21 protein-coding genes are annotated in these 24,348 nt (G+C 57.7%); 14 read left to right on the top strand and 7 right to left on the bottom strand.

All coding sequences use genetic code 11. From position 1 onward, the window contains the following. Window positions 1-23 precede the first annotated feature (23 nt). The 3 genes from KI792_03045 (at window position 24) to KI792_03035 (ending at window position 3,205) form a co-directional block, all read left to right on the top strand. Window positions 24-1,049: a mitochondrial fission ELM1 family protein gene (locus tag KI792_03045; GenBank protein ID MBV6631991.1), complete on the top strand. Its 1,026-nt coding sequence runs from the start codon at window positions 24-26 to the stop codon at window positions 1,047-1,049. Between the two features lie 136 nt (window positions 1,050-1,185). Continuing rightward, a complete protein-coding gene (gene trxB, locus KI792_03040) occupies window positions 1,186-2,163 on the top strand; it encodes a thioredoxin-disulfide reductase (protein ID MBV6631990.1) in 978 nt (325 codons plus the stop codon). Between the two features lie 145 nt (window positions 2,164-2,308). Then, on the top strand, window positions 2,309-3,205 hold the full coding sequence (locus KI792_03035) for a LysR family transcriptional regulator (GenBank protein ID MBV6631989.1): 897 nt from the start codon (window positions 2,309-2,311) through the stop codon (window positions 3,203-3,205). Window positions 3,206-3,272: 67 nt separating this feature from the next. Here KI792_03035 and KI792_03030 read toward each other — a convergent pair whose 3' ends face one another. From KI792_03030 to msrP, 3 genes are all read right to left on the bottom strand, one after another. After that, the gene (locus KI792_03030; GenBank protein ID MBV6631988.1) at window positions 3,273-3,713 is read right to left on the bottom strand and encodes a YHS domain protein; all 441 of its coding nucleotides are present in this window, start codon (window positions 3,711-3,713) and stop codon (window positions 3,273-3,275) included. A gap of 202 nt (window positions 3,714-3,915) precedes the next feature. Next, window positions 3,916-5,823, bottom strand: a complete 1,908-nt coding sequence (locus tag KI792_03025; GenBank protein MBV6631987.1) for an autotransporter domain-containing protein — start codon at window positions 5,821-5,823, stop codon at window positions 3,916-3,918. A gap of 237 nt (window positions 5,824-6,060) precedes the next feature. Next, complete coding sequence (gene msrP / locus KI792_03020; GenBank protein ID MBV6631986.1) at window positions 6,061-7,008, bottom strand: protein-methionine-sulfoxide reductase catalytic subunit MsrP; 948 nt, start codon at window positions 7,006-7,008, stop codon at window positions 6,061-6,063. Between the two features lie 299 nt (window positions 7,009-7,307). Here msrP and KI792_03015 point away from each other — a divergent pair, with 299 nt between their 5' ends. After that, the gene (locus tag KI792_03015) at window positions 7,308-9,014 is read left to right on the top strand and encodes a patatin-like phospholipase family protein (GenBank protein ID MBV6631985.1); all 1,707 of its coding nucleotides are present in this window, start codon (window positions 7,308-7,310) and stop codon (window positions 9,012-9,014) included. A 64-nt stretch (window positions 9,015-9,078) separates the two neighbouring features. Here KI792_03015 and KI792_03010 read toward each other — a convergent pair whose 3' ends face one another. Further along, window positions 9,079-10,293, bottom strand: coding sequence for a pyridoxal phosphate-dependent aminotransferase (locus KI792_03010; protein ID MBV6631984.1), 1,215 nt, complete (start codon window positions 10,291-10,293; stop codon window positions 9,079-9,081). A gap of 235 nt (window positions 10,294-10,528) precedes the next feature. Here KI792_03010 and KI792_03005 point away from each other — a divergent pair, with 235 nt between their 5' ends. The 4 genes from KI792_03005 (at window position 10,529) to KI792_02990 (ending at window position 14,788) form a co-directional block, all read left to right on the top strand. Continuing rightward, window positions 10,529-12,772 (top strand): marine proteobacterial sortase target protein, encoded by a 2,244-nt coding sequence (locus tag KI792_03005; protein ID MBV6631983.1) that lies wholly within the window; start codon window positions 10,529-10,531, stop codon window positions 12,770-12,772. Next, on the top strand, window positions 12,769-13,389 hold the full coding sequence (locus tag KI792_03000) for a class GN sortase (protein MBV6631982.1): 621 nt from the start codon (window positions 12,769-12,771) through the stop codon (window positions 13,387-13,389). The genes KI792_03005 and KI792_03000 overlap by 4 nt, the downstream gene beginning before the upstream one ends. 179 nt (window positions 13,390-13,568) lie before the next feature. Next, window positions 13,569-13,781: a hypothetical protein gene (locus tag KI792_02995; protein ID MBV6631981.1), complete on the top strand. Its 213-nt coding sequence runs from the start codon at window positions 13,569-13,571 to the stop codon at window positions 13,779-13,781. A gap of 167 nt (window positions 13,782-13,948) precedes the next feature. Then, entirely contained in the window at window positions 13,949-14,788 is an 840-nt protein-coding gene (locus KI792_02990) for a M48 family metallopeptidase (GenBank protein MBV6631980.1), read from the top strand. On the opposite strand, the gene KI792_02985 is transcribed toward KI792_02990, so the two are convergent. Then, window positions 14,785-15,975 carry an MFS transporter gene (locus KI792_02985; protein ID MBV6631979.1) on the bottom strand — a complete coding sequence of 397 codons (1,191 nt, stop codon included), beginning with the start codon at window positions 15,973-15,975 and terminating at the stop codon, window positions 14,785-14,787. The genes KI792_02990 and KI792_02985 overlap by 4 nt on opposite strands. Before the next feature lie 222 nt (window positions 15,976-16,197). On the opposite strand from KI792_02985, the gene uvrB reads away from it, so the two are divergent. From uvrB to uvrC, 3 genes are all read left to right on the top strand, one after another. Next, complete coding sequence (gene uvrB / locus KI792_02980) at window positions 16,198-18,351, top strand: excinuclease ABC subunit UvrB (protein ID MBV6631978.1); 2,154 nt, start codon at window positions 16,198-16,200, stop codon at window positions 18,349-18,351. A 24-nt stretch (window positions 18,352-18,375) separates the two neighbouring features. After that, complete coding sequence (locus KI792_02975) at window positions 18,376-19,149, top strand: SDR family NAD(P)-dependent oxidoreductase (protein ID MBV6631977.1); 774 nt, start codon at window positions 18,376-18,378, stop codon at window positions 19,147-19,149. Between the two features lie 452 nt (window positions 19,150-19,601). Continuing rightward, on the top strand, window positions 19,602-21,518 hold the full coding sequence (gene uvrC / locus KI792_02970; protein MBV6631976.1) for an excinuclease ABC subunit UvrC: 1,917 nt from the start codon (window positions 19,602-19,604) through the stop codon (window positions 21,516-21,518). A gap of 53 nt (window positions 21,519-21,571) precedes the next feature. Here uvrC and KI792_02965 read toward each other — a convergent pair whose 3' ends face one another. Continuing rightward, entirely contained in the window at window positions 21,572-22,042 is a 471-nt protein-coding gene (locus tag KI792_02965; GenBank protein MBV6631975.1) for a hypothetical protein, read from the bottom strand. A 242-nt stretch (window positions 22,043-22,284) separates the two neighbouring features. After that, window positions 22,285-23,244, bottom strand: a complete 960-nt coding sequence (locus KI792_02960; protein MBV6631974.1) for a sulfotransferase — start codon at window positions 23,242-23,244, stop codon at window positions 22,285-22,287. 209 nt (window positions 23,245-23,453) lie between these two features. On the opposite strand from KI792_02960, the gene KI792_02955 reads away from it, so the two are divergent. Genes KI792_02955 through KI792_02945 form a run of 3 tightly spaced genes read left to right on the top strand, consistent with a single transcriptional unit; the run spans window position 23,454 to window position 24,310 of the window. Continuing rightward, window positions 23,454-23,762 carry a hypothetical protein gene (locus KI792_02955; protein ID MBV6631973.1) on the top strand — a complete coding sequence of 103 codons (309 nt, stop codon included), beginning with the start codon at window positions 23,454-23,456 and terminating at the stop codon, window positions 23,760-23,762. Beyond that, window positions 23,759-23,977 carry a hypothetical protein gene (locus KI792_02950; GenBank protein MBV6631972.1) on the top strand — a complete coding sequence of 73 codons (219 nt, stop codon included), beginning with the start codon at window positions 23,759-23,761 and terminating at the stop codon, window positions 23,975-23,977. Before KI792_02955 ends, KI792_02950 begins: the two co-directional genes overlap by 4 nt. Window positions 23,978-23,989: 12 nt before the next feature. After that, on the top strand, window positions 23,990-24,310 hold the full coding sequence (locus KI792_02945; GenBank protein MBV6631971.1) for a hypothetical protein: 321 nt from the start codon (window positions 23,990-23,992) through the stop codon (window positions 24,308-24,310). Window positions 24,311-24,348: the final 38 nt, after the last annotated feature.

Here is a 24,348-nt window from a genome sequence, read left to right as displayed (position 1 = left end):
CCCCAATCACCTAGCCGAAACCCATGATCGCCTCCGCCGCCAAATCCACGCCAAAAACCTGCTGGGTGCTTAGCGCTGATGCCGCTGGAATGCGCAATCAGGGCCTTGGCCTGGCAGAAGCCTTAGGGCGCCGACTACCGGGTTTCGCGGTAGAGGCTAAGAGCGTCGGTTTAAAGCAGCCCTGGCGGACATTGGCCCCCTGGCTATCACCGCGCAGCCTGTCCGTCCTTGCAGGCGGTACTGATGCGCTAGAGGCGCCCTGGTCCGATCTGGTCATTGGGATCGGTCGGCAAAGCATTGTACCAGCCCAGGCCATCAAGCGGGCAAACCCCGCAACTACCCTCATCCAGCTACAACGCCCCACCGGCTGGGCCATGCCATTTGGATTGGGGCAAAGCGATTACGACCTAGTAATCCCGCCCAACCATGACCAGGTGGCCCCTGGCCCCAAGGTTGTCGAAAGCCTTGGCGCCCTCAATCGAATTACACCGGAAACCCTGAGAGCAGCCGTTGACCAGTTCGGTAAGCAGCTCAAGCCGCTTACCACGCCCCGCTACGCCGTATTGATTGGCGGAACCAGCAAGACCCACCAGATGACAACGGCTGCCGCAAGCGACCTATGCAACCGCCTCACCGCGCTGGCATCGGCAAGTGACTGCAGCTTCATGATCACCACCTCCCGCCGGACGGGTGCGGAGGCTGAAGGTATCTTACGAGCGGGTTTGGATCAGTCACCGCATTGGTTCTGGGATGGCCAGGGTGACAACCCATACTTTGCGTTTTTAGGCGCCGCTGATGCGGTCATCCTAACCAATGACAGCGTTTCGATGGCATCTGAGGCGGCGGCAACCGGCAAACCGCTCTTCCTCTACAACCTGCCTGGTGATTCGCAGAAGTTTAAGCGGTTCCACGATAGCCTTTCGGCCTATGGCGCGAGCCACCAACTGCCCCAAACTTTCACCGGATCGCTCGAAGCCAGCAGCTATTCACCACTCCTTGAGGCAGACCGATTGGCCGACCTGGTGATGAAACGGTTTAACTGGGGATAGTTTCTGGATGAACTGTCCAGATGCAGGTCAGGCATGCTGGCGCTCGCCGTTCGATTTCCCTATCTAAATGGGTAAGCGAACAAACACGTTCGATCCGACCACAACCGCCAGCTTGGCGACCTGTAAGAGGCATGACATGCGCGAACACACCAAAGTTCTGATCATCGGTTCCGGCCCGGCCGGCTACACCGCCGCAATCTACGCTGCCCGTGCCAATCTTGAACCGATGCTGATTGCTGGCCTGCAGCCCGGTGGACAGCTGACCATCACCACGGATGTTGAGAACTACCCAGGTTTCGCCGATGTGGTTCAGGGCCCTTGGCTGATGGAGCAGATGCAGGCGCAAGCGGCCCATGTCGGAACTGAGATTGTGAATGATATCGTCATCGATATCGATCTTGAGCAACGGCCCTTCACCGCCAAAACTGACCAGGGCAAGACCGTCACCGCCGACACTGTGGTTATCTGCACTGGTGCCTCCGCCCGCTGGCTCGGCCTCCCATCTGAGAAGAAGTTCCAGAGCTTTGGCGTCTCAGCCTGTGCCACCTGCGATGGTTTCTTCTATCGGGGCAAGAAGGTCTCTGTTGTTGGGGGCGGTAACACCGCGGTTGAGGAAGCACTGTTCCTAACCAACTTCGCCGAGAGCGTGACCCTGATCCACCGCCGCGATGAGCTGCGCGCCGAGAAGATCATGCAGGACCGTCTGTTCAAGAACCCGAAGGTCAATGTGATCTGGGATCACGTGGTTGATGAGGTTCTGGGCGATGAGAATACCGAGACCGGTGCGAAGAGTGTGACCGGCCTCCGCCTCAAGAGCACTAAGGACGGCACGACCCAGGAGATTGAGACCGACGGCATGTTCGTCGCCATCGGTCATGACCCAGCGACCAAGCTGTTTAAGGGTAAGCTGAAGATGGATGATGAGGGCTATATCATCACCGATGCTGACAGCACCCTGACCAGCGTGCCCGGTGTCTACGCCGCTGGTGATGTGCGGGATAAGGTTTATCGCCAGGCTGTCACGGCGGCTGGCATGGGCTGCATGGCCGCCCTGGAAGCTGAGCGTTTCCTCGCCGAGCGTGAGGATGAGGCCGCCGCAACCGAAGCGGCGTAAACGGCACTCCAACCACATCGAATCCCGTTTCGAGTCGACAGTTTGTTGACATCCGATACGCGCGCATGACAGCAATGCTTGGCTAACAAGTGTTCTGCCTGGGACCGATCAGCGCTGATGAGGCGTTAAGCATCGGCTGAATCAAGTGGATTGGGATAAGCTGCGGATCTTTCACGCGGTAGCCGATGCCGGGAGTTTTACCCATGCCGGCGACCGGCTGAAGCTGAGCCAGTCGGCCGTAAGCCGACAAATTAGTGCGCTTGAGGAAAGCCTCAACGTCACCCTGTTTCACCGTCACGCTCGTGGCCTCATCCTGACTGAACAGGGTGAGCTGCTGCTTGAGACCGCGCGTGATGTATTCCACAAGCTTTCACTCGCTGAGAGCCGCCTCTCCGAGACCAAGGATACGCCGCAAGGCCCGCTGACCGTTACGACCACGGTCGCGTTTGGCTGTACCTGGCTGGTGCCACGCATTGGCAAGTTCATGGAGCAGTATCCAGAGATTAAGGTCAGCCTGGTGGTTGAGGACCGGGAACTAGACCTCGGTATGCGTGAGGCCGATGTCGCCATCCGTCTGAACGCACCACGGCAACCCGATCTGATTGCCCGCAACCTGTTCACCATGGATTTCCACATCTATGCGAGCGTCGACTATCTGAAAGAGAACGGCGTACCAAAGGATATTGGCGATCTGATCAATCACCGGATGATTGGCTTTGCCTCCGATGCACCGGCGCCAATTCCGCACATCAACTGGCTGTATGAGCAGATGGGCGATATGGAGCGCCGACTCACCCGCCGCTTCGATGTGAACAGCGTCTACGGCATGCTGACGGGCGTGCGCAGCAATCTCGGCATCGCCGCCCTGCCCGACTATATGGCTGAAGGTGACGACAATATCGCCCGGGTTCTGCCGGACATCTCCGGCCCAACGGTTCAGGCTTATTTCTGTTATCCGGAAGAGCTTCGGAACTCTAAGCGCATTTCAGTCTTCCGAGACTTCCTGATCTCAGAGCTGCAGGGCACCACCTTCGGCACCTGATCGATCAGCATTGAACAAGAAAAAGCCGGGCAATCGAGCCCGGCTTTTTTTGTTTTAACCAATCCGCTTAGTACGGTGCGATCTGAACCCAGTTGTCATCGCCCTGGGCGATATGGGTTGGGATGTCAGCCTGCCATTTCTTGCGGGCACCCTCATGAACCATCAGGTAGAGCTTACCGTCACGGATCTGCCAGACATTTGGATCGCCTGGACGCTTGTAGTTCTGTGACGCGGCCCATGCGCAGTAGCCATCATATTGTGGCGCAAAGGCGGTTGGGTTGGCCGCGAACTTGTCCCGGTTTTCAGCCGAGGCGAAGTACCAGACAGCACCATTCCAGAAATGGTGGAACTTGGCCGCACCTTGGGTCGGCTCACCCCGGTCGAAATAGGCAACCGCATCGTGACCACCGATGGCGACCGCTAGCTGATTACTGGCATCGGCTTGACCTGGTGCCATGGTGGCGGCGGCAAAAACCATTGCGGCCGCAATAAATAAACGTCGGAGCATGAACCCTCACTTACTCTAATCAAAACGGTTCCCAAGGATGTTTTGACAGAGTGAGGAGAGCTTTTTTACTCACAACTTCTCACAGTATATTTATTGATCACGCCCCATAAAAACGGCGTGATTTAAGAAAGCTTGGAGCAGCAAAATCCAGACAAGAAAAAAGCCGGGTTGCCCCGGCTTTTTGCTGTTGATCCAATTGGGATCAGAACTTGTAGGTCATCCGACCAGTGATGCCGAAGCCGTCTGGGTTACTGGTCTGGTAATCGCCGAGGATACCGACAGTCCATGGACCACTTAGGAAATCCACACCGAGGGCAATGTGGCCGGTGGTGGTGTCACGGCCATCAATGTCGGTCGTGGTGATCGCCCCTGGTGCACTGACCAGTGATGAGGTGACCGAGCGCTCGCTATCGTCAAAGTCCTGATGCAGGAAGAGGGACAGATGTGGGCGGAAGAAGCCGCCATCATCGCCAACTTCAAAATCAGCAGAGACGGTGGCACCGATCTCACCAAAGAAATTATCGACGTCCTGTTCGCCAACCGCCCGGTTTAGGCCGGTTGCGCCGCTCTCATTATACTCATCAACGGTTGCGTTGGCGTAGCCGAGGCGAATAGCCGGGGTAATGCTGACCATGTCCACATTGACGTGGTAGCGACCCTCAGCAGCGACATAGACCGAGCGACCATCAGCATCAGCACCGGCGGACAGGCCAGTGACGGCCGTGTTGCGGTTGATGTCTTGGTAGTCATCGCTACCGAAGGCAGCGACAGCGCCGATGCCCCAGGTGCCGTTGTCATAATCAGCAAAGGCCGAGGCGCGCAGTGATTCAAAGTCGAAATCACCGGCATTGTTGTTGATGTCGCTTGAGCCCTGCTCATACGCGATACCAACACCAATCAAGGTGCTGTCGGTCACGCCGAACGCGATACCGAAATCGGCACGTACCAGGTCAAAGTCACTACCCAGAACGCCGCCATCATCATCGTAAGAGACGTCGAGATAGTTCACATCGCCAAAGACGGTGGTCTCATCATCGTTAAGGTCGAGCAGACCCAAGCGGGACAGCAGGCCATTACCGTAATCAAGCACCGCGGCCTGACCGGCATCACCGGTCGCAGCCAAAGCGAGAGGACCAGTGAAGGTCTCTTCAAATGCCTGGGCGATAAAACCGTGGGCGGAACTGGTTGGGTGCACAGTGTCGAAGAACAAGAACTCATTCTGCGCTTCAACAGAGGCGGTCACGCAAGCCGCATCGTTGATGCAGGCATCGGTGATGTTTGAGAAACCAAAGGCGGCTGGGTTGGCCTGAACCTCGGTGAAGAGGCCATCAACATCAACGACCTGGGCATTGATGCCAGCGGCCTGAAGATCGGCAGCCAAGCCAGCAATTGCACCGTTGTGAATAGCCGTTAGCTGACCAGCGGCTGCGGCAACCTCTGGGCCCAAGGCCGTGAACTGTGGCAAGCCAGAGAAGGATGGGAGGTTGAACAGAACAACTGTATCAGCACCACCAGCAGCGAGGGTTTGAGCAGCCTCGGCAATATCGGTGACGGCTTCGTTCACACTGGCCGAGAAGGAGTTAAAGATATCGAGGCTAGAAGCGGTCGGGTCGAGGGAGTTCAACTCGAGGAAGTAGTTGTTGGCACCACCCCAAACGGTCGCAACGGAATTACCCTGGGTCAGCACACCGCTGGCGGCAACTTCCTGCGCCTGGGCGAGGATGTCACGGCTGCTAAGTGGGTTGGTTGGATCGCCAACAATGTTACCAGCGGTAATGCCGGGGGCGACCTCAATCTGGCCCGTGAACGCACCACCAACGGCCGTGTTCACAACCGCACTGTCATCAACACCAAAGGTGCCAGGGACAACTTGTGAGAAGACATCACCGTTTGAGAAGCGGTTCTCAGAATATGGTGGGGATGGTGGTTGGTTTGCACCACCGAGAAGCGCGGGCTGATTACCCGGATCGCTCAAGCTATCGCCGACGAAAACCATCGTGTCGATGGCGCCATTAACGGTGGTCGATTGCGCCTTCGCAGCCGCGCCAAAACCAAGACCAACAACAAGAGCTGACGCGAGCGCGGTGCCGCGTAAGAGATCACGCTTCATGAATTCCTCCCCATGGTGCCAACCGGCGTTGCTCAATTGAGTGATTGGCCACTCACACCGGCTTATTGAAGGTGTTGGTTAAAGGCACCAGTGGAAGGCGTCAAGCATCGGTGGGATATCGCTGAAACCCGCTGATACAGTGTCTTTCCGCCACCAACAAAGCGTGACGCAAAGGCCACATTTTGTCGGCATACATATGATGCAAAATGGCAAATAGATCGATGGCGCTAGCCCGGCTTACATAAACAGCCGCTCGCCCTGAATATTGGCATAGATATCGGCGACATACTCGCCATAGCCATTGAAGAGTTGGGTCGGCAAACGCTCATCCGTGCCCAACATACGCTCCGATGCCTGGCTCCACCTCGGGTGCCTCACTTCCGGGTTCACATTGGCCCAGAAGCCATACTCGTTTGGCCCTACTTCAGACCAGAACGTGGTGGGCCGCTCGTCGGTAAAGGTAAAGCGGACAATCGACTTCAACCATTTGAAGCCATACTTCCATGGCACCGAAAGCCGGAGTGGCGCGCCATTCTGTTTTGGGATCACCTTGCCGTACATGCCGGTGGCAATGAAGGCGAGTTCGTTGGTCGCCTCGGCCATGGTCAGGCCCTCAGTATAGGGCCAGGGGTACCAGAACTGCCGCTGTGACGGCGCCATTGACGCATCGTTAAACGTCTCCATCCGCAGATACTTGGCACTTGAGAGTGGGCGGGCGAAATCAACCAGGGCCTTCAGTGGAAAACCGCTATAGGGAACCACAGCCGCCCATGCCTCAACACAGCGGAGGCGGTACACACGCTCCTCCAAGGGCATCTGCTTGATCAGATCACTGAAGTCGATGGTGCGCTCCTGCTCAACCATCCCATCAAAGGTGACGGCCCAGGGCTCGGTGCGCAGCTGCTGGGCGGCCGCTGCAATCTGCTTATGCGTCCCGAACTCATAGAAGTTGTTGTAGGTCATCACCTGCCGGGCATCGGTAATCGGGCGATCAACCTTGGCAAATTTCGGGTTGGTCGGAACTGGATACAAATCAGCCGAAGCCCGCGCCTGCGCCTTGGGCATCATGGCGGCCAAGCCAAGCCCCGCACCGGCACCCAGCAAGGCCCGACGGTTCATAAAGGTGCTCTCTGGCGTTACTTGGGATTCCGGGATTTCCCAACCACGGCGGCGATGCACAAACATTGACGAGGTTCCTTAGCGATGGCGCTGATCAGCGATGGCCTGAGAATACGGGCGACAGCCGTTGCCCAACACCAACTTTGGATCACGTATCTGTCATTGGCGAGGGCAAATCGCTTTCACAGAAATTTTGATGCATACAAATAATATTGCACCGCACAATTATTTGACGGTGATTAAATACTTCTTACACAAACAATGTAACCCGATTGATGCATACCGGGTCATATTGCAGCGCAACAATAGAGTTTATTGTCAGATAGTTACGGACTTTCGCCGGTTGACCGTATTACTAGAGATCTATGGAAGATAAAGAGCTCTACACTGTTCTCTCAATTGATGGCGGCGGCATCCGGGGAATACTCCCCCTGCTGGTCCTTGCCGAGATCGAAAAGCGGCTAGGACGGCCGATTTCTGATGCAATTGATCTGGCTGCTGGCACGTCGACCGGCGGGATTATTGCGGCTGGCCTCACGGCCCCCCACCCAGTCAGACAAGACCAGCCACGGTTCAAAGCGATGGACCTTGTTGGCTTCTACTTGAACGATGGCCCTGAGATTTTTGAGAAGGGCGTGTTTAGCCGCCTGCGCTCTCTGTTCCGTCCAAAGTATAGCAGTGCACCGCTTGAAGCCTCACTACGCCGCTTCTTTGGTGATACACGGCTTGAGGATTCCCTGACCAGCATCATGCTGACCGCGTATGACATCGAGACCCGCGAAAGCGTGTTCATGCGCCACTTCAAAGACCATCCTGATGGAAATGCGGAACGCCGCTGGAAGGTTCGGGATGCAACCCTGGCCACATCTTCCGCCCCCACTTATTTCAAGCCTGCCCGGGTGCGTTCATACGCGCCGAAGGGCGCTGGCTCTAATGATGAGCCTGCCATCATGGAACATACGCTGGTTGATGGCGGCATTTTCGTCCAGAACCCAGCGGCCGCGGCGTATTTTGCCGGCAGTAAAGAGGCCGAGCAAAGGGACGCCGAGATGTTTGTTATCTCGCTTGGCACCGGCAGCCTGACCCGGGCGTTCAAGTATGAAGACGCCAAGCGATGGGGCGGCCTCGGTTGGATTAATCCAAATAATGATGTGCCCGTTCTAAACGCTTCCTTTGATGCCCAGTCCTCTGCCGCCAATCAGCACATGGAATTTATGCTCGGCGATCAGTTTATCCGCCTTGAGGAGCCGCTGAGAGACGACGAGGATCCAAAACTATCGCCCAATGATGCGTTTGATGATGCGTCACCGGAAAACATGGCCAAGCTTCAACGCTTTGCCGACCGGATGATCAAGCAGAACACCGATAAGATCGATGTGATCGTTGATGTATTAAAAAGCCGCATGCATCAAAAGGATTTGGGTCGTGGCCCAAGACCTCGTCCAGATGCCGAGTTGGCCGCTGCTGTCCGGGACAATGAACCCGATGATATCCGCTCCCGCATGAAGGGATGGTTGCGTGGCGCTGGCCTTTGGCCCGAGGAGCAACAAACGCCAAAGGATCTTGGCTGGGACTCCAACGAGTTGGACACCCGCAGACGCCACGATAAAGATTCAGATAAGCAAGAGCCGACCACTGGACGTCGAAGACGGACAATGCCAGCAGAAGAGTCCGAACTGGAGGCGCTAAGAGCTCTTGCCCATCGGTTCGGCCAAATGGCGGGCAAGAAGGGCAAAGACATCGACACCGAGATTGATGAGGCGTTGGAAGCTGCCCGGACAGCCGCCGAACGTGATCGTCAGGCAGCGGCTGAGAGCGCCGAAGCGCTTGCCGAAATTGAGGGCAACCGTAGCGATGGCGGCCCACCAGAGATAACCCGAGTTGTTCACTCTGATGATCTGGACGCCCCACCGCCGGCGAATGAAAACGGAGAAATCGTCGACCAGGGGGTTATCGATGCCCTGGTGGAAGGTGACGGCGAAGACACGCCAGATGAGGAGCGGCCCGTTTCATGGCGACAGCCCTTACCACCGGAAGGTCGCGGCACATCAGGCCCAGGACGCGGGCCGTAGGTCGCCCCCAGGACGCGGGCCGTAGGTCGCCCCACAGCCCGCCCCCCCATTTCATTTCCAATGCTTAAGCAGCAGCTTTCGTTAGCCTAGCGCAGGCCGCTTGAATGCGTTCGCATGCGGTTTTAAGCGCCTCGGTTGAGGTCGCATAAGAGATGCGGAAGTAAGGTGACAGGCCAAAGGCAACGCCAGGCACCACGGCAACCTCGGCACTCTCCAAGAGATAGGTGGCGAAGTCGCCATCACTCTCGATCACCTTGCCCTCTGGCGTGGTGCGGCCAAGCACGCCATCACAGCTTGGGAAGACGTAGAAGGCACCATCTGGCACCTGGCAGGTGATGCCATCGGCCTCGTTTAGCATGGCGACAACCATGTCCCGACGCTCTTGGAACGCGGCATTGCGCTCGCCCAAGAAATCGAGCGGACCGTTGAGTGCCGCAAGGGCTGCCGCCTGGCTGATAGAGGTTGGGTTCGCCGTGCTTTGGCTTTGGATCTTGGCCATCGCCTTGATCAGGTCTTTAGGGCCACCGGCATAACCAATACGCCAGCCAGTCATGGCGAAGGCTTTGGACACACCGTTACAGGTTAGGGTGCGATCAAACAGCTGTGGTTCGACGGCGGCGATGGTGGTCGCCTCATAATCCCCATAGCCAATATGCTCGTACATATCGTCGGTCATGATCATGACCTGTGGGTGCTTCAACAGCACGTCAGCCAGGCCGCGCAGCTCGTCCTTAGTATAAGCCGCACCGGTTGGGTTGCTGGGTGAGTTCAGGACCAGCCACTTGGTCTTTGGCGTGATCGCAGCATCCAGCGCCTCAGGCGTCAGCTTGAAACGATGATTGGCGCCGCATTCAACAAACTTTGGCGTACCACCGGCGAGCAGGGCCATGTCTGGATATGACACCCAGTACGGAGCTGGGATCAGCACCTCATCACCTGGGTTCAGGGTGACCATGAACGCGTTATAGAGGATCTGCTTACCGCCAGTGCCAACAGAGACTTGGTCGGTGGTGTAGGTCAGGCCGTTCTCACGCTGGAACTTATCGACCACCGCTTGCTTCAGTGCTGGTGTGCCATCGACCGCGGTGTATTTGGTCTCGCCATTTCGGATCGCCTCGATCGCCGCCTCTTTAATATGGTCTGGCGTATCGAAATCTGGCTCACCAGCACCGAGGCCAATCACATCACGACCAGCGGCGCGAAGCTCGCGGGCCTTGGTGGTGATGGCAATGGTTGGTGATGGCTTGATAGCGCTCAAACGGTCGGCGATCTGGGTCATGGTGGCGCCCCTCTCAGGCATGGGTGACAAAGGTTAAGATCGAGGGCGCAAACTATGCCCGCTCACCCCCTCCTTGCAAGTGGAACCGGATGGATTTTGGCCCCACCCCAACCACATTTGCCCAGATGCGGTACGGCAATGACCTTAAGCGTGAACCATTGCAGACAGATCGGCTGGCTACCAAGGGCGGCATTGAATGCCAGCCCATTGACTGTAAGCCCAGGGAACCGCCGCCATGCCGACGCACATCGTAAACAACAAACTAAGCCGTCACCGCCTACCCCGTTTCGGCCTCATCCTCTGCCTCGCCCTCCTACCGGTTGAGGGGCGCGGACAGCCCGCCAAAACCGCGTTGCAGGAGGTGCCCGCCAATATTGAAACGATGGGTAAGGGTGGCCTGTTCTTCCCCGGTGCAACCGCCGATACGGTCCTGCCTGGCCAACAGGTGGCGGCAGAGGTTGAGATCAGCGTCAGCGGCATGGTTGCTCGCACCATGGTGACCCAGCATTTCGCCAACCCTCGGGAGGATTGGGTTGAGGCGCTCTATGTCTTTCCCCTGCCCGAAACAGCGGCGGTTGATCGCCTCCGCCTTACCATCGGTGACCGCGTGATCGAAGGCGCTATCGCCGAACGTGAGGAAGCGCAGCGGCAGTTTGAGGAAGCGCGAGATGCTGGCAAGACAGCCAGCCTGTTAAGTCAGGAACGGCCCAACATCTTCACCAATGCCGTGACCAACATAGCGCCGGGCGAAACGGTCACGGTGCAAATCGGGTTCGAGCAGCCCGTCGACTATCACTATGACGAGCAGGCGGGTCCACGCTTCTCAATCCGTTTTCCAATGGCGATCATGCCCCGCTATATGCCGGGCCAACCCCTCGCTGCCCTGCAGGTCAATTACACAGATACCGGCAATGGCTGGGCCTTTGATACGGATCAGGTAGCGGATGCCAGCCGCATCTCGCCACCAGTGAATGCCCATGATGAGGTGAAGGTTAATCCGCTTAGCCTAACCGTCGATCTCGCCGCGGGGTTTCCGCTGGATGTGATCGACAGCTCCTACCATTCAATCACGACCAAGGCCGCGGAGGATCATTACAAGCTGGAACTTGCCGAGGGGGTCGTGCCAGCGGATCGTGACTTTGAACTGGTCTGGCGTCCCCTGCCCGGCGCCGCACCGGCCACGGGTCTGTTCTCAGAGAACCATGACGGGTTTGACCACCACCTGGTGATGATCTCACCACCCAAACCCGATGGCAGCGCGGTTGAGATTGTAGAACCCCAACCCCGCGATATCACCTTCATCCTCGACCGCTCCGGCTCCATGTCTGGCCAGCCAATCCGGCAAGCTAAGGCCGCACTCGAGAATGCGCTGAAGCGCCTATCCAACCGCGACCGATTTGACATCATCGCCTTCAGCTCCGGCTACACTACGCTGTTCGGCGAACCCCGCCCGGCGATGGGCGGCAACATCGATGATGCGATGGATTGGCTAGGCCGGATCGAAGCGGGTGGCGGGACAGAGATGGCCGCCGCCCTACGGCATGCCCTTACCGGTGATGAGGAGAGCCAAGGCCGCCTGCGCCAGATTGTGTTCATCACGGATGGCGCCGTCGGTAATGAGAATGCGTTGTTCGGCATGATCAATCGCAAGCTTGGTGATCGCCGCCTATTCACCGTTGGCATTGGTTCAGCGCCCAATGGCTTCTTCATGCGGGAAGCCGCTACCGCCGGGCGTGGCACCTTTACCTTTATCGGGCAGAGCGATGAGGTCACAGCCAAGATGACTGAGCTGTTCCGACAGCTGGCCGAACCAGTGCTAACCGATATCGATCTGGATCTACCACGGGGCGCCGAGATCTACCCACCGCTAATCCCCGACCTCTATGCCGGTGAGCCGGTAAGCTTTGTCCTAAGACTACCCGAAGGCACCAATGGCCAGGTTGGCGTTAGCGCCATGCATCAGGGCACGGCCTTTGCTGAGAGCATCCAGATAGCGGGACTAGAAACGGATGAAGGACGCGATGGCGTTGCGGCCCTCTGGGCCCGACACAAAATCCGCGAGATTGAGCGGGTTGGCAGACGCCAATCAGGCGGTGCCAGTGAGAGCATCCGCGATGACATTGTTCAGGTGGCGTTGAGCTATGACCTACTCAGCCAGCAAACCAGCTTGGTTGCAATCGACAGTGTCGCCCGTCGCCCGGCGGAGGCCCAGCTGGCCAGCGGCAGTGTCGCCACCAACATGCCCCACGGCGCCACCATGCAACCACCGGCACAAGCGGCCGCGGCTTCGGCTTCCACCTCCACAACTGTGACGCCAATTGCTGCGCCGACAAATCCATTTGCCGCCAACGCACTTCCACAGACCGCAACACCGGCGGCCCTACTCTGGCTCTTTGGATTACTGCTGAGCATCGGCGGAATGGTCAGTTTGTGGTGGCGTCGGCTCACAAAAATGCTGCACCCAAAAGGTGCAGCATGAACCGACTGAAATGGGGTCGCCCGACCCTCGCCCTTTTGTGTGTCGCGATCGGCTTCGTGTTCATGGCAGAGGCCGCCTTGATCCAAACCAAGGCTTGGTTAGGTCCAATTTTGCTGCGCGATGCTTGGGCCAAAACCCTGCAGCATGGATTGCCAGAAAAGCCTTGGTCATGGGCGGACATTCACCCCGCTGCCCATCTTGAGATTCCAAGCCAAGGCATTGACCTGATCGTACTGAACAACAGCAGTGGGGAGGCCCTTACCTGGGGGCCTGGGCTGTGGTCCACACCACCTGGCAATGGCGAGTTTGCGCCAGCTGGCCACACTATCATCACTGGCCATCGCGATACGCATCTGGCGTTTTTGTCGGACATTGCAGCGGGCGAGACGGTGCTGCTGACGAATGCAGATGGTAATACGCAGCATTTTGCGACCACCAAGACACAGGTGGTCGATATCCGGCATGATCAGGTGGTGCCGCCGCCCGGTGACGGTTGGCTGCTGCTCGTCACCTGCTATCCATTCGCCGGGATAGATCCGGGAACACCCGAACGGTTTTTGGTTTGGGCCCAACAGGTGAGAAAACCAGTTGAGCTTGCCAGTGCCGGGAAGGGGTGAAAGTCGTCAATGTAATAAGTGTAGTTTGACGCTTTCACACGAATATCGGACTATCCTAATAGGACCGCAAAAGACGGTCCGGAGGAAACCCAAATAGAACCAAATCTGCCGGCAGGCGGTCGTGCGATGAGGCACGCGCATGAAGTTGCACCGGCCATAACGAATAAGGGTACGGCGTCATGGATTTTGCCACCGATCATCTAGAAGAAGTCATCATCAGCCGCGACAAAACTGCGTCTAAGGCACGCAACCGTTTGGGCGATCACTCGCTCACCATGCTTCCTTCACTGCTTGTGAAGCGTAAAGAAGCTGCGGATGCCGGCAATGATACTCTGGTGGTTCAGCTTGATGGCCGCATCGACGCACTGCGCGCCACCTATCGCCGCCGCTAAGCCTGGCGCGAAGCTTAAAAATTTTTAAAGAACGGTTTTCGGCAAATAGCTGCCGTAAAATCGACGCAAACCCCCGTTGCTCTAGCGGGGGTTTTTTCGTGGGTGATGGCCACTATACTACCGCCCAATATGGCTGACCCCGACCACGCTTTTCCGACGGTAATCACATGACCAAACTGACAACGCCTGGCGAGATCAAATTGGACACCACGAACCAGGTGTCGATGAACCGTCGGCAATTACTGTCGGGCCTCGCGGCCGGGACCGTGGTTGCCTTCACCATTACGGGCTGCTCAACCAATCCAGTGACCGGCCGTGATCAGTTTATCCTGGTCAGTGATCAACAGTTGGCGCAGCTGGGCCGCCAAACTTGGCAGGCACTCCTCGCTGACTCAACCGTGCAGGATGTGGATGCGAAGCAAACGACTGAGCTGCGGGAAATTGGTGACCGTATCGTAGCCGCTGCCGGCCCGAATGTGCCGCGCTCGGATTGGGACTACCGCGTCTTTGATGACGAGCAGATCAATGCCTTCGTGATGCCTGGCGGTAAGGTTGGGTTCTATGACGGCATTCTGGACATCATGGATAATGACAGCCAGGTCGCCGCCGTTATGGGGCATGAGGTTGGGCACGTCGCGGGCCGCCACGCCGCCGAGCGCTACTCCCAACAACTAGCCGCCGGTGTTGCCCTCACCGCAACCTCAATCGCCCTAAGCCAGGCCGATGTTCAGTATGCCGGACAGATCGGTGCCGTCCTGGGTGTCGGCCTGCAGTTTGGTGTCCTGCTGCCCTATAGCCGCCGTCATGAGATTGAGGCCGACCGCCTCGGCATGCGCTACATGGCGGCCGCCGGATACGATCCGCGTGAGAATCTAAAGTTCTGGGAGAAGATGATGGAGCAAGGCGAGAAACGTCAGAAGCCACCAGAGTTCCTCTCGACCCACCCCTCGGACGAAACCCGCATCCGCGTGTTGACCGAAGAGCTAAAGCGCATTGAGGCTGCTTAAGTTTCCGCCTGCTTCATCTTAACCGCGAGCAACATCGCCACCACTAGGCTAGCCAGGATCACGGCGACCACACCTTCCCAGGCAAGGCCGTCATAAATCTGGCCCAGGGCAAACGCGCCAACCAACCCACCGATATAGTAGCTGGTGAGATAGAGGCCGTTAGCGGCGGCGTGGTTGCTGGTGGCCGCACGCCCGACGAAGGCTGTTGCGGCGGCCTGGGCAAAGAATAAGCCCATGCCGATCAGTGCCAGCCCGGCTAGCACGGCTGCCAAGTTCGGCACCAGTGTCAGGGCCAGGCCGATTATTGAGACAAGGCAGGACAGCCAGAAGACCTTGCGCGGCCCAAAGGCCTTGGCGATGGGTGAGGCAAGCGGTGTCGTGAACAAGGCAGGCAGGAAGACGAAATAGACCACGCCCAGATAGTCGGGGTGTAAGTCCAGCGTCGGGCCAACCAACTCAAAATTCACATAAGTAAACACGCCGACAAAGGCGAACAGGATGATAAAGCCGAGGCCAAAGCTTGCCCGCAGGCTAGGCACGGCCATATGCCCTTTCCAAGCATCTAGTGGTGAGCCGCCCCGGCTTGGCGGCTCCTTTGACTTAACGCCGATGACCAGCATGGCGATGATCGCGCCCAAAAGGTTCAGAGCGGCAAAGGCAAAGAAGCTGCCAGCGATGCCAAATCCATCGGCGAAGCTGACCGCCATCAAACGCCCGAATAAGTTGCTGCCCACATTACCGGTGATATAGGCGGCCATGGCCATGCTGGCGGCGGTGATATCGCACTGCTCAGACAGGTAAGTGAGCGTCAGGGTAAACGCCGTCGCCATGCACATCCCCTGCAGCACGCGCAAAATGCCGAACATGGTCACATCCTGGGTAATGCCCAGCAGGAAGGTGGGGATTGAGAGCAGCGCCAGGCTGACCCAAATCCCGCGCCGTCGATCAATCCGGTCAGCAAACCAAGCAACGAACAAGCCCGCAATCGCCATCCCAAAGGTGGAGGCGTTCACCGCGAACCCCATCGTACCCGGATCAACGCCATAGGCATCAACCAATCTCGGCAACAGCGCCTGCGAGCCAAACAGGTCGATCAGGGTCAAAAAACTGATCAGGGCAATAATGCTGCCCCGGCGTAGCACTGCTGGTTTGGTTTCACCGCGCAAGGCGGCTGCGAACACACCCATGAAACTGCTGTCCCATTAACGACTGTCATGCAGATGGATTAGGGCGCGCACTTTAATCAGTAACCACTGATTTGCCAGTCAAACCCAATCCCCGGCGCGTGAAGGCGCGTGATGCATGCCTGATCAATGCTGTGGCCCCTAGCCGTGACGGGTTTGGAGGCCTATGTTTCAGCCATGCCTGACGACATTCGACCCGCTGAAAACGATAACCTGCCCGCCGATATGGCCGCTGATGCGACCGAGGGTGCACTCGCCGGTGCGCCAAGCGGTGATGGCGGCGTGCCGTTTAAGGTCGCCTCAGAGTTTGAGCCGGCGGGTGATCAGCCCACCGCGATTGAAGAGCTGACCGGCGGTGTCTTCGATGGAGAGCGGGACCAGGTTCTGCTGGGTGTTACCGGCTCGGGCAAGACCTTCACCATGGCCCATGTGATTGAGCGCGCCCAACGGCCGACGCTGATCCTGGCGCCGAACAAAACCCTCGCCGCACAACTCTATGGGGAGATGAAGAGCTTCTTCCCCGACAACGCGGTCGAGTATTTCGTGAGCTATTACGACTACTACCAGCCGGAAGCCTACGTCCCCCGCTCAGACACTTACATTGAGAAAGAGAGCTCGATTAACGAGCAGATTGATCGCCTCCGCCACTCCGCCACCCGGGCGCTGCTGGAGCGGAATGATGTGATCATCGTCGCCTCGGTCTCCTGCATCTATGGTATCGGCTCGGTTGAGACCTATTCCAACATGGTCCTGGCCCTCTCACCCGGGCAGCGGTTGGAACGGAATGATCTGCTGAACCGTCTGGTCGACCTGCAATACACGCGGAACAATATCGCCTTTGGCCGTGGCACCTTCCGTGCCCAGGGCGATACGGTGGAGATCTTCCCCGCCCACTTGGATGACCGTGCCTGGCGCATCTCAATGTTCGGCGATGAGATTGAGAAGATCACCGAGTTTGACCCGCTGACCGGTCAGAAGACCAGTGAGTTGAGCGGCGTTAAGGTCTACGCCAACAGCCACTATGTGACGCCGAAGCCAACGGTGAACCAAGCGCTTGAGCAGATCAAAACCGATCTGAAGACGCGGATTGAAGAGTTCACGGCCGAGGGCAAGCTGCTTGAGGCACAACGGATCGAGCAGCGCACCCAGTTCGATATTGAGATGCTGCAAGCCACCGGCTCCTGCCAAGGCATTGAGAACTACTCACGCTATCTAAGCGGTCGGGCGCCTGGCGAACCACCGCCGACGCTGTTTGAGTATCTACCCAACAACTCCCTGCTCATCGTTGATGAGAGCCATGTGACCGTGCCGCAAATCGGTGGCATGTATAAGGGCGACTTTGCGCGTAAGAGTACGCTTTCTGATTTCGGCTTCCGCCTACCGGCCTGTAAGGACAACCGCCCGCTGAAGTTTGAGGAATGGGAGACCATGCGCCCGCAGACGGTTTTCGTTTCGGCAACCCCTGGCCCTTGGGAGCTAGAGCGGACCGGCGGTGTGTTCACCGAGCAAGTTGTCCGCCCAACTGGCCTGGTCGACCCGCCGGTTATCGTCCGCCCGACCGAGAACCAGGTTGATGACCTGCTCGCCGAATGCCGCGCTTGCGTTGAGAAGGAACAGCGCGTCCTGGTCACCACCCTGACCAAAAAGATGGCCGAGGCACTGACCGAATACATGACCGAGGCCGGGGTTAAGGTCCGCTACATCCACTCCGACGTTGATACGCTGGAGCGGATTGAGATTATCCGCGATCTGCGCCTTGGTGCCTTTGACGTATTGGTCGGGATCAACCTGCTACGCGAGGGCTTGGATATTCCGGAATGCGGAATGGTCGCCATCCTCGATGCGGATAAGGAAGGCTATCTGCGTTCCAAAACCTCGCTGGTTCAGACAATCGGCCGGGCGGCGCGGAATGTTGATGGCCGCGCCCTACTCTATGCTGACAATGTGACCGACAGCATGCAGTACGCAATCGATGAAACCGAGCGTCGCCGGCAAAAGCAGCTCGCCTACAATGAAGAGATGGGCATCACACCGGAAAGTGTGCGCAAGCAAATCTCTGACGTTATGGCCAGCGTCTATGCCAAGGACGGTGTAACGGTTACGGCAGAGGCCGCCGATGGCGATGGCCAGACCGCCTTTGAGCCGCAGGATGTGAAGTCACAAATTGCTGCCCTGGAAGAGCGCATGAAGGCGGCCGCCGCCGATCTGGAGTTTGAGGAAGCGGCCCGCATCCGCGATGAAATTCGCCGCCTGGAGGCTGCCGATCTCGGCTTTGCCGATAGCGATATGACGGCGCCCCGTCTGGCACCCGGCTGGTCCAAGCGCTCTTCAGCGCCCACCCGATCCTCACGCAAAGGCAAGCGACGCCGTCGCTCTTAACCACTAACCCTAAGGACAACCACCATGGCAGAGCAGCCCACCGTCCTGGTGACCGGCGCCGCACGTCGCATCGGGCGCTTTATCGCCCTCGCCTATGCCAGGCGTGGATGGCATGTGGCCATGCATTACCGGACCGATGGCGATGAGGTTGGGAAAACCGCCCAGGAGATCGAGCAGGCTGGCGGCAGCGCCACCCCCATTCAAGCGGATTTGGAAGAGCGGTATGGCGTCCAATCACTGATCGAAGCCATGGAGGGGGTGGCGAGCTGGCAATCCCTGGTGAATTCAGCCGCTATCTTTGAGCGTGATCGCACCGAAAGCCTCACCGATGAGAGCTGGGATCGCCATCAGGCCATTAACCTGTTTGCCCCGACCAAGCTAAGCCAAGCCTTCGCCGCCCAGGTCAGCAACCAAGCGAATGAGCAGGCCAACAATCTGATCGTCAACATCATCGATTCAAAGATGCATCGGCCCAATCAGCACTTCATCAGCTACTCCGCATCCAAAGCCAGCCTTTGGTATTTAACCCAAGCCATGGCCCTCGACCTCGCGCCGAGCATTCGGGTCAATGCCATTGGCCCTGGCCCTACCCTGGTGGCACCCGGTCATACCCAAGAGGCGTTTGAGCGGTCGGTTGAGACCTTGCCGCTGGCCCGGGCACCATCTGAGGCCGAGTTCGACTCGGCCATTGGCTTCATGCTTGAGGCTCGTTCATTCACCGGTCAGATGCTGTCATTGGACGGGGGTGCGCATCTTGGTTGGGTGCCCCATGGCCGCGCGATGAAACTGCCCAGCTAAGGCATTTGAATGATCAATACCGCCCACCAAATTTGGTTTCCCCTTACAAGCCAGACACTTGGCAGATTTCACCTCGCGCCTGCGAAACGCGCCTGCAATATCGCGTCTGAACCGTCAAGTTGTGCACACGGGCGATTTTCGGAAGAAATGCTTTGGTTTGGGGGTCTGTCTTTCATGACCATGCCGAAATATGACAATTCTGACATATCTTTATTTCGAAATATCAATAACTTAGCTAAAGTGACTAAAAAATGGGCAATAATGGCAATTGTCAGGGTTTGCGCGGGTTCGGGGCCTCTCCCCCAGCGTATTCAACAGACTTATCCACAAAATCCGTGGATTAGTAACTAAACCGTTAATTTCCGTGATCCAGGCCGAAAATAGCTTCCCAATAGGTCAAGAGCACTGCCGAACACATACATGAAGGAGCCAGCCGCGAGGCTGCCGATCAGATGACCTCAACCCCCAACGATCAAGAGACCGAAACCAGGGCTGACAAAGCGACACGCCCGGTGGTGAGTCTTACCCATGGTCAGGAGGTTATTCGTGACACGGCCAAGCGGTTACCCGACAGCCCCGGCGTCTATCGGATGATCGATGCCCATGAGGAGGTGCTCTATGTCGGTAAGGCGCGCAGCCTGAAAAAACGGGTCATCACCTACACCCATGTAAACAAGCTGCCGAACCGGTTGCGACGCATGGTGGCTGAGACCCACCGGATGGAGATCGTCACCACCCATACCGAGGTTGAGGCGCTGCTGCTTGAGAGCAACCTGATCAAGCGGTTCCGCCCACGCTTCAACATCCTGCTGCGCGACGATAAGAGCTTCCCGTTCATCCTACTGACCGGTGACCACGACTTCCCACAGATCCGTAAGCATCGGGGCAGCCGCGCTAAGGAAGGCGACTATTACGGCCCCTTTGCCTCTGCTGGCACGGTGGACCGGACCATCGCCGCCATGCAGCGGGCGTTCCTGCTGCGCAACTGCACGGACCATGTCTTCTCAACCCGCACCCGGCCTTGCCTGCAGTACCACATCAAACGCTGCTCCGGCCCCTGCGTTGATTACGTGACCAAGGATGAGTATGCGGAGCAGGTAAAGCTGGCGAAATCGTTCTTGAGTGGTGAGAGCCGCGCTGCCCAAGAATTCTTTGCCGCTGAAATGCAGAAGGCATCGGAGAACCTAGAGTTCGAGGTGGCCGCCCGCTTCCGCGACCGTATTCGCGCGCTGACAGCCATCCAATCGCATCAGGAGGTCAATGTGCCTGGCCTGGGCGATGCAGACATCCACGCCCTTGCCCAGCAGGGTGGTGAGACCTGCATCCAGGTCTTCTTCTTCCGCTCAGGCCAGAACTACGGCAACCGGGCCTACTTCCCAGCGCATGATAAGGATGAGAGCACAGCCGACGTCCTGGCGGCCTTTATCGCCCAGTTCTACGACAACAAACCGGCGCCAAAGCGCCTGCTGCTGTCGGAGGAGCCAAGCGAGACAGAACTGCTGACCGAGGCCCTATCCATGCGTGCCGGGTATAAGGTTGAGGTCACGGCCCCCCAACGGGGCGACAAGCGTAAGCTGGTCGACCGGGCGCTGACCAATGCCAAGGATGCCCTCGCCCGCCGATTGGCAGAAAGCGCCTCCCAACGCCGCCTGCTTGAAGGCTTGGCCGAGTTGCTGGACCTGGAACAGCCGCCAGAGCGGATCGAGGTTTACGATAACTCCCACATCAGCGGGACCGATGCGGTGGGCGGTATGATCGTGGCTGGGCCCGAGGGCTTTACCAAGAACAGCTACCGCAAGTTCAACATAAAAGACCAAGAGCTAGAGCCGGGCGATGATTACGGCATGATGCGTGAGGTCATGCAGCGCCGCTTCAGCCGCGCACAAAAGGAAGACCCTGACCGTACTCAAGGCCAGTGGCCAAATCTGGTCATCATCGATGGGGGTCTCGGCCAGCTGAACGCTGTGATGGGCGTGTTGGAGGAGTTGGGCATCACTGACCTACCCTTAGTCAGCGTTGCTAAAGGCCCTGATCGCAATGCGGGGCGAGAGAAGTTCTTCCTGCCGAATAAGGCCCCATTCCAACTACCGATTAATGATCCGGTGCTGTTCTTCGTTCAGCGCCTGCGGGATGAAGCCCACCGCTTCGCCATCGGCAGCCACCGCGCCCGGCGGCAGAACAAGATTAGCCAGTCGCCCCTGGATGACATCCCCGGCATTGGGCCATCGCGCAAACGCGCCCTACTGCTCCATTTCGGCTCTGCCCGCTCAGTCAAACGTGCGGGTTTGAGCGATCTTGAGAGTGTTGAGGGGATCAGCAAGACGGTGGCGAAGAAGATCTACGACCACTTCCACGGTCATCCGGAATAGCAAAAGGGCCAGCGCAACGGCACCGGCCCTTCAACCTGATTATATGCTTTGGCTTAGCGCTTAATCGCGAACTCGTAGCGATAGACAGCGGCGGCAACGACAGCGAACAAGATGTGCCCGACCAGCGCCACATAGGTGATCCCGGTGAAGTTCAGGAATGGTGGGTTACCGGCAACCAGATGCGCCATGAAGTACAGGGCAAAGACCCAAAGGGCGACGCCATAGACGATCGATGACAGCAGCCATGGAACGAACGGTGCCACACGCTTCACAATCGGCTCCCAGATAAACAGCCAGCCAACTGGGTAGGCAATCAGACCAGCAATGTAGTGCAGCAGGTGACCGCCTGGGCGATAGGTTTCACCAAACACAACACCCCAAGTCTGGGTCGCCAGCGGCACCGGCGCCAGCTTGGCAAACCCGGCCATGGGCGAGAGCGCCTGACCAAACAGGTCAAAGAAGATCGTGGCCACAGAGCCGGCGATAATCGTGACAATAAAAGTGCGTAAGGTTAGTGCAGGCAGATCAAAGCCCGCGAACTTAAAGCCGTCAGCGGCGGGGGCCGCATCAACGGCGTTATCAATCTGATCAACAGTAGTCGTATTCATCTCTCGGGTTCCTCTTCATAAAAGCGCGCAGCATCGGCTGCGGGATGACGCTGATATGGACGACCCAGCTAAAGATGGCCAAACACATGGTCTGACGGGTTTGTTAGCAAGTGGTGATGAACGCGTGAGGTTTTCGTGATCAGACTGTGTTGGGGTACCTAACGCCGCTCATCCCGAAGCAGGGGCAGCACCTCACCATCGACAGCCACCCGGACGTCATCCTTCACGGAAATCGGGAATTCGAAGCTGTATTCGAAGGCACAATGGCCATCGCCCTTGCCGTTGCGCGCCAGATCGGCCCGGTAACTATCCGCTGTCAAACGCGTGATCGTGCGACCGTTGACGAACACATCCACCTCAAGCTTCCGCTCAGGGTCGAACGCCCACCCGTTGATGCGATTGCCCTTAATCGCATCAAGATAGCCGTCAATCTGTCGTGGGCGCGATGACATGACATATTCGGCGTTGCCATTCTCAATCGTGGCGGCCGCCGCCTGCCGTGTTTCATGATCAACCGGACATCGCAGGTAACCGAGCAAGCGATCAATGAACCCCTCTGGGTCCAGTAAGGCTTTCTCGTAGGACACAAGCGCTGTCGGGCCCGGATACTTCAAAACCGCATCGGTAAAGGCTACGGTTTCCTCTGCCGCCCAGCGCAGGGTCTTCTCAGTCTCCATATCCATGGAGATGCGATTGCGTTCCGTGATCGCGAGAGGGTCGCGATACATGGCAATCAGCTTCATCTGCGGGATCGCCTCAGCCAGTAAATCGAGGCGCTGATAGCCCATGGGTAGTTTCCAGCCCCAGACTAGATGCGTCTCACTCTGCGCGTTGGCGAACTCGGTGATTGCCGCCATATCGCCCTTCTCAATCAGGGCGGAGACCGCGAAATCCTCATAAACCGCGCGGTCGAGCTTATCCCCCATGGGAATGCCAAGCGTGGCAAGACAACCAGCGGTCATGGAGGTGCCAGATCGGGGAATGCCAACAATGCCAACCACGAACCGGTCGAAATCCTGATCCTGGCGAATGACAAAACCATCATTCTGGAGGGCCGAGGTTTTAGTGGCTGGGGGCTTAGATTTGCCGAAAAGTTTGTCGCGCAGGAATGCGACCATAATTGCAATCAATCATCTACGAAGCGGTAGAGCCGCGGTAACACCCGTCACCGCCGCTGGGCAAGCATTATCAGGGTCTGAGAAGATGTGAAAAGCCCCCTGAAAATGCCGCGTAACTTTAAGCCGGTTTACCCAAAAAAATTTAGTTCTTTCTTGCGCATATGAGTAACTCATGATGTCGTTTGGGCTTAACCAAGCGGTTCAGGGTTATGACAAAATCTGTTTCGATCTTACTGCCAGCGGAAACTGTTGAGAGAGCAAAAACAGCGGCAAGGGCCCATGGTCAGTCGCTTACCGCTTACCTTCAAGTTCTGATCGGCAAGGATTTGGCAGAGCTTCAAGCAGACGGAAAACTACCGGCTGAAGAGGCACCAGAGATTGTCGTCATCGATGCCGTGGCCGGGCAACCATTTGTCCCCGACCGCGATCGCGGTGAAAGCCTTGAGGATTATGAAGAGCGGAAAGCGTTGTTTAACGAGCTGCTCAATGGACCGCAGGGTGAGGACACCGCTTTATGAGAGTGCCGTACGCCGAAGGGCAATTCGTACGCACCAACTTCCCTTACAAGGAAGCACCGACCCGTCCGGGCGAACGCCGGATTGGGTATGTGGCTGGTATTGACCGCACCACCGATCCCGACAATCCAACCGCCCTCGTGCTCTACACCACCAGTTCTGAAAACTGGATGCGCCAGAATGAGGGCACGCTCGGCTTCAAGCAGTTTACGGAATAAGAGGCGCGCAAGATGGGTCAGGATCGTGCCTTTATGATCCAGGCTAATCGGGTGGCGCGCCTACCACTGACAGCCAGCTTTTTCCCTGAGATCAACAACCGCAACGACCGCAATGGCATCGTTGGCGTGGCACCAAAGGCGGTTCAGACCGAGCTTCGTGAGACCTTGGTCAACATGATCAAAAACTTCCGCCACAAGATGATTCACAGCGGCCCACCAACCAAAAAGCCAGCGGTTGAAACTGCCCAGCCCAAGGCTGCCGCCGCCGAGCCGGTCAGGCCGCAACAACACGCGGAAGGCACCACGCGGCGCAAGACTCTGACCCTGCGATAACGCCAGGGCTTACAGCCCCGCCGTGCCCATGCTATGGC

Source organism: Alphaproteobacteria bacterium SS10, assembly GCA_019192455.1.
GTDB lineage: Bacteria > Pseudomonadota > Alphaproteobacteria > TMED2 > TMED2 > TMED2.
Note: the sequence above shows the minus strand (reverse complement) of the source record. Positions and strands in the feature narration are given on the sequence as shown.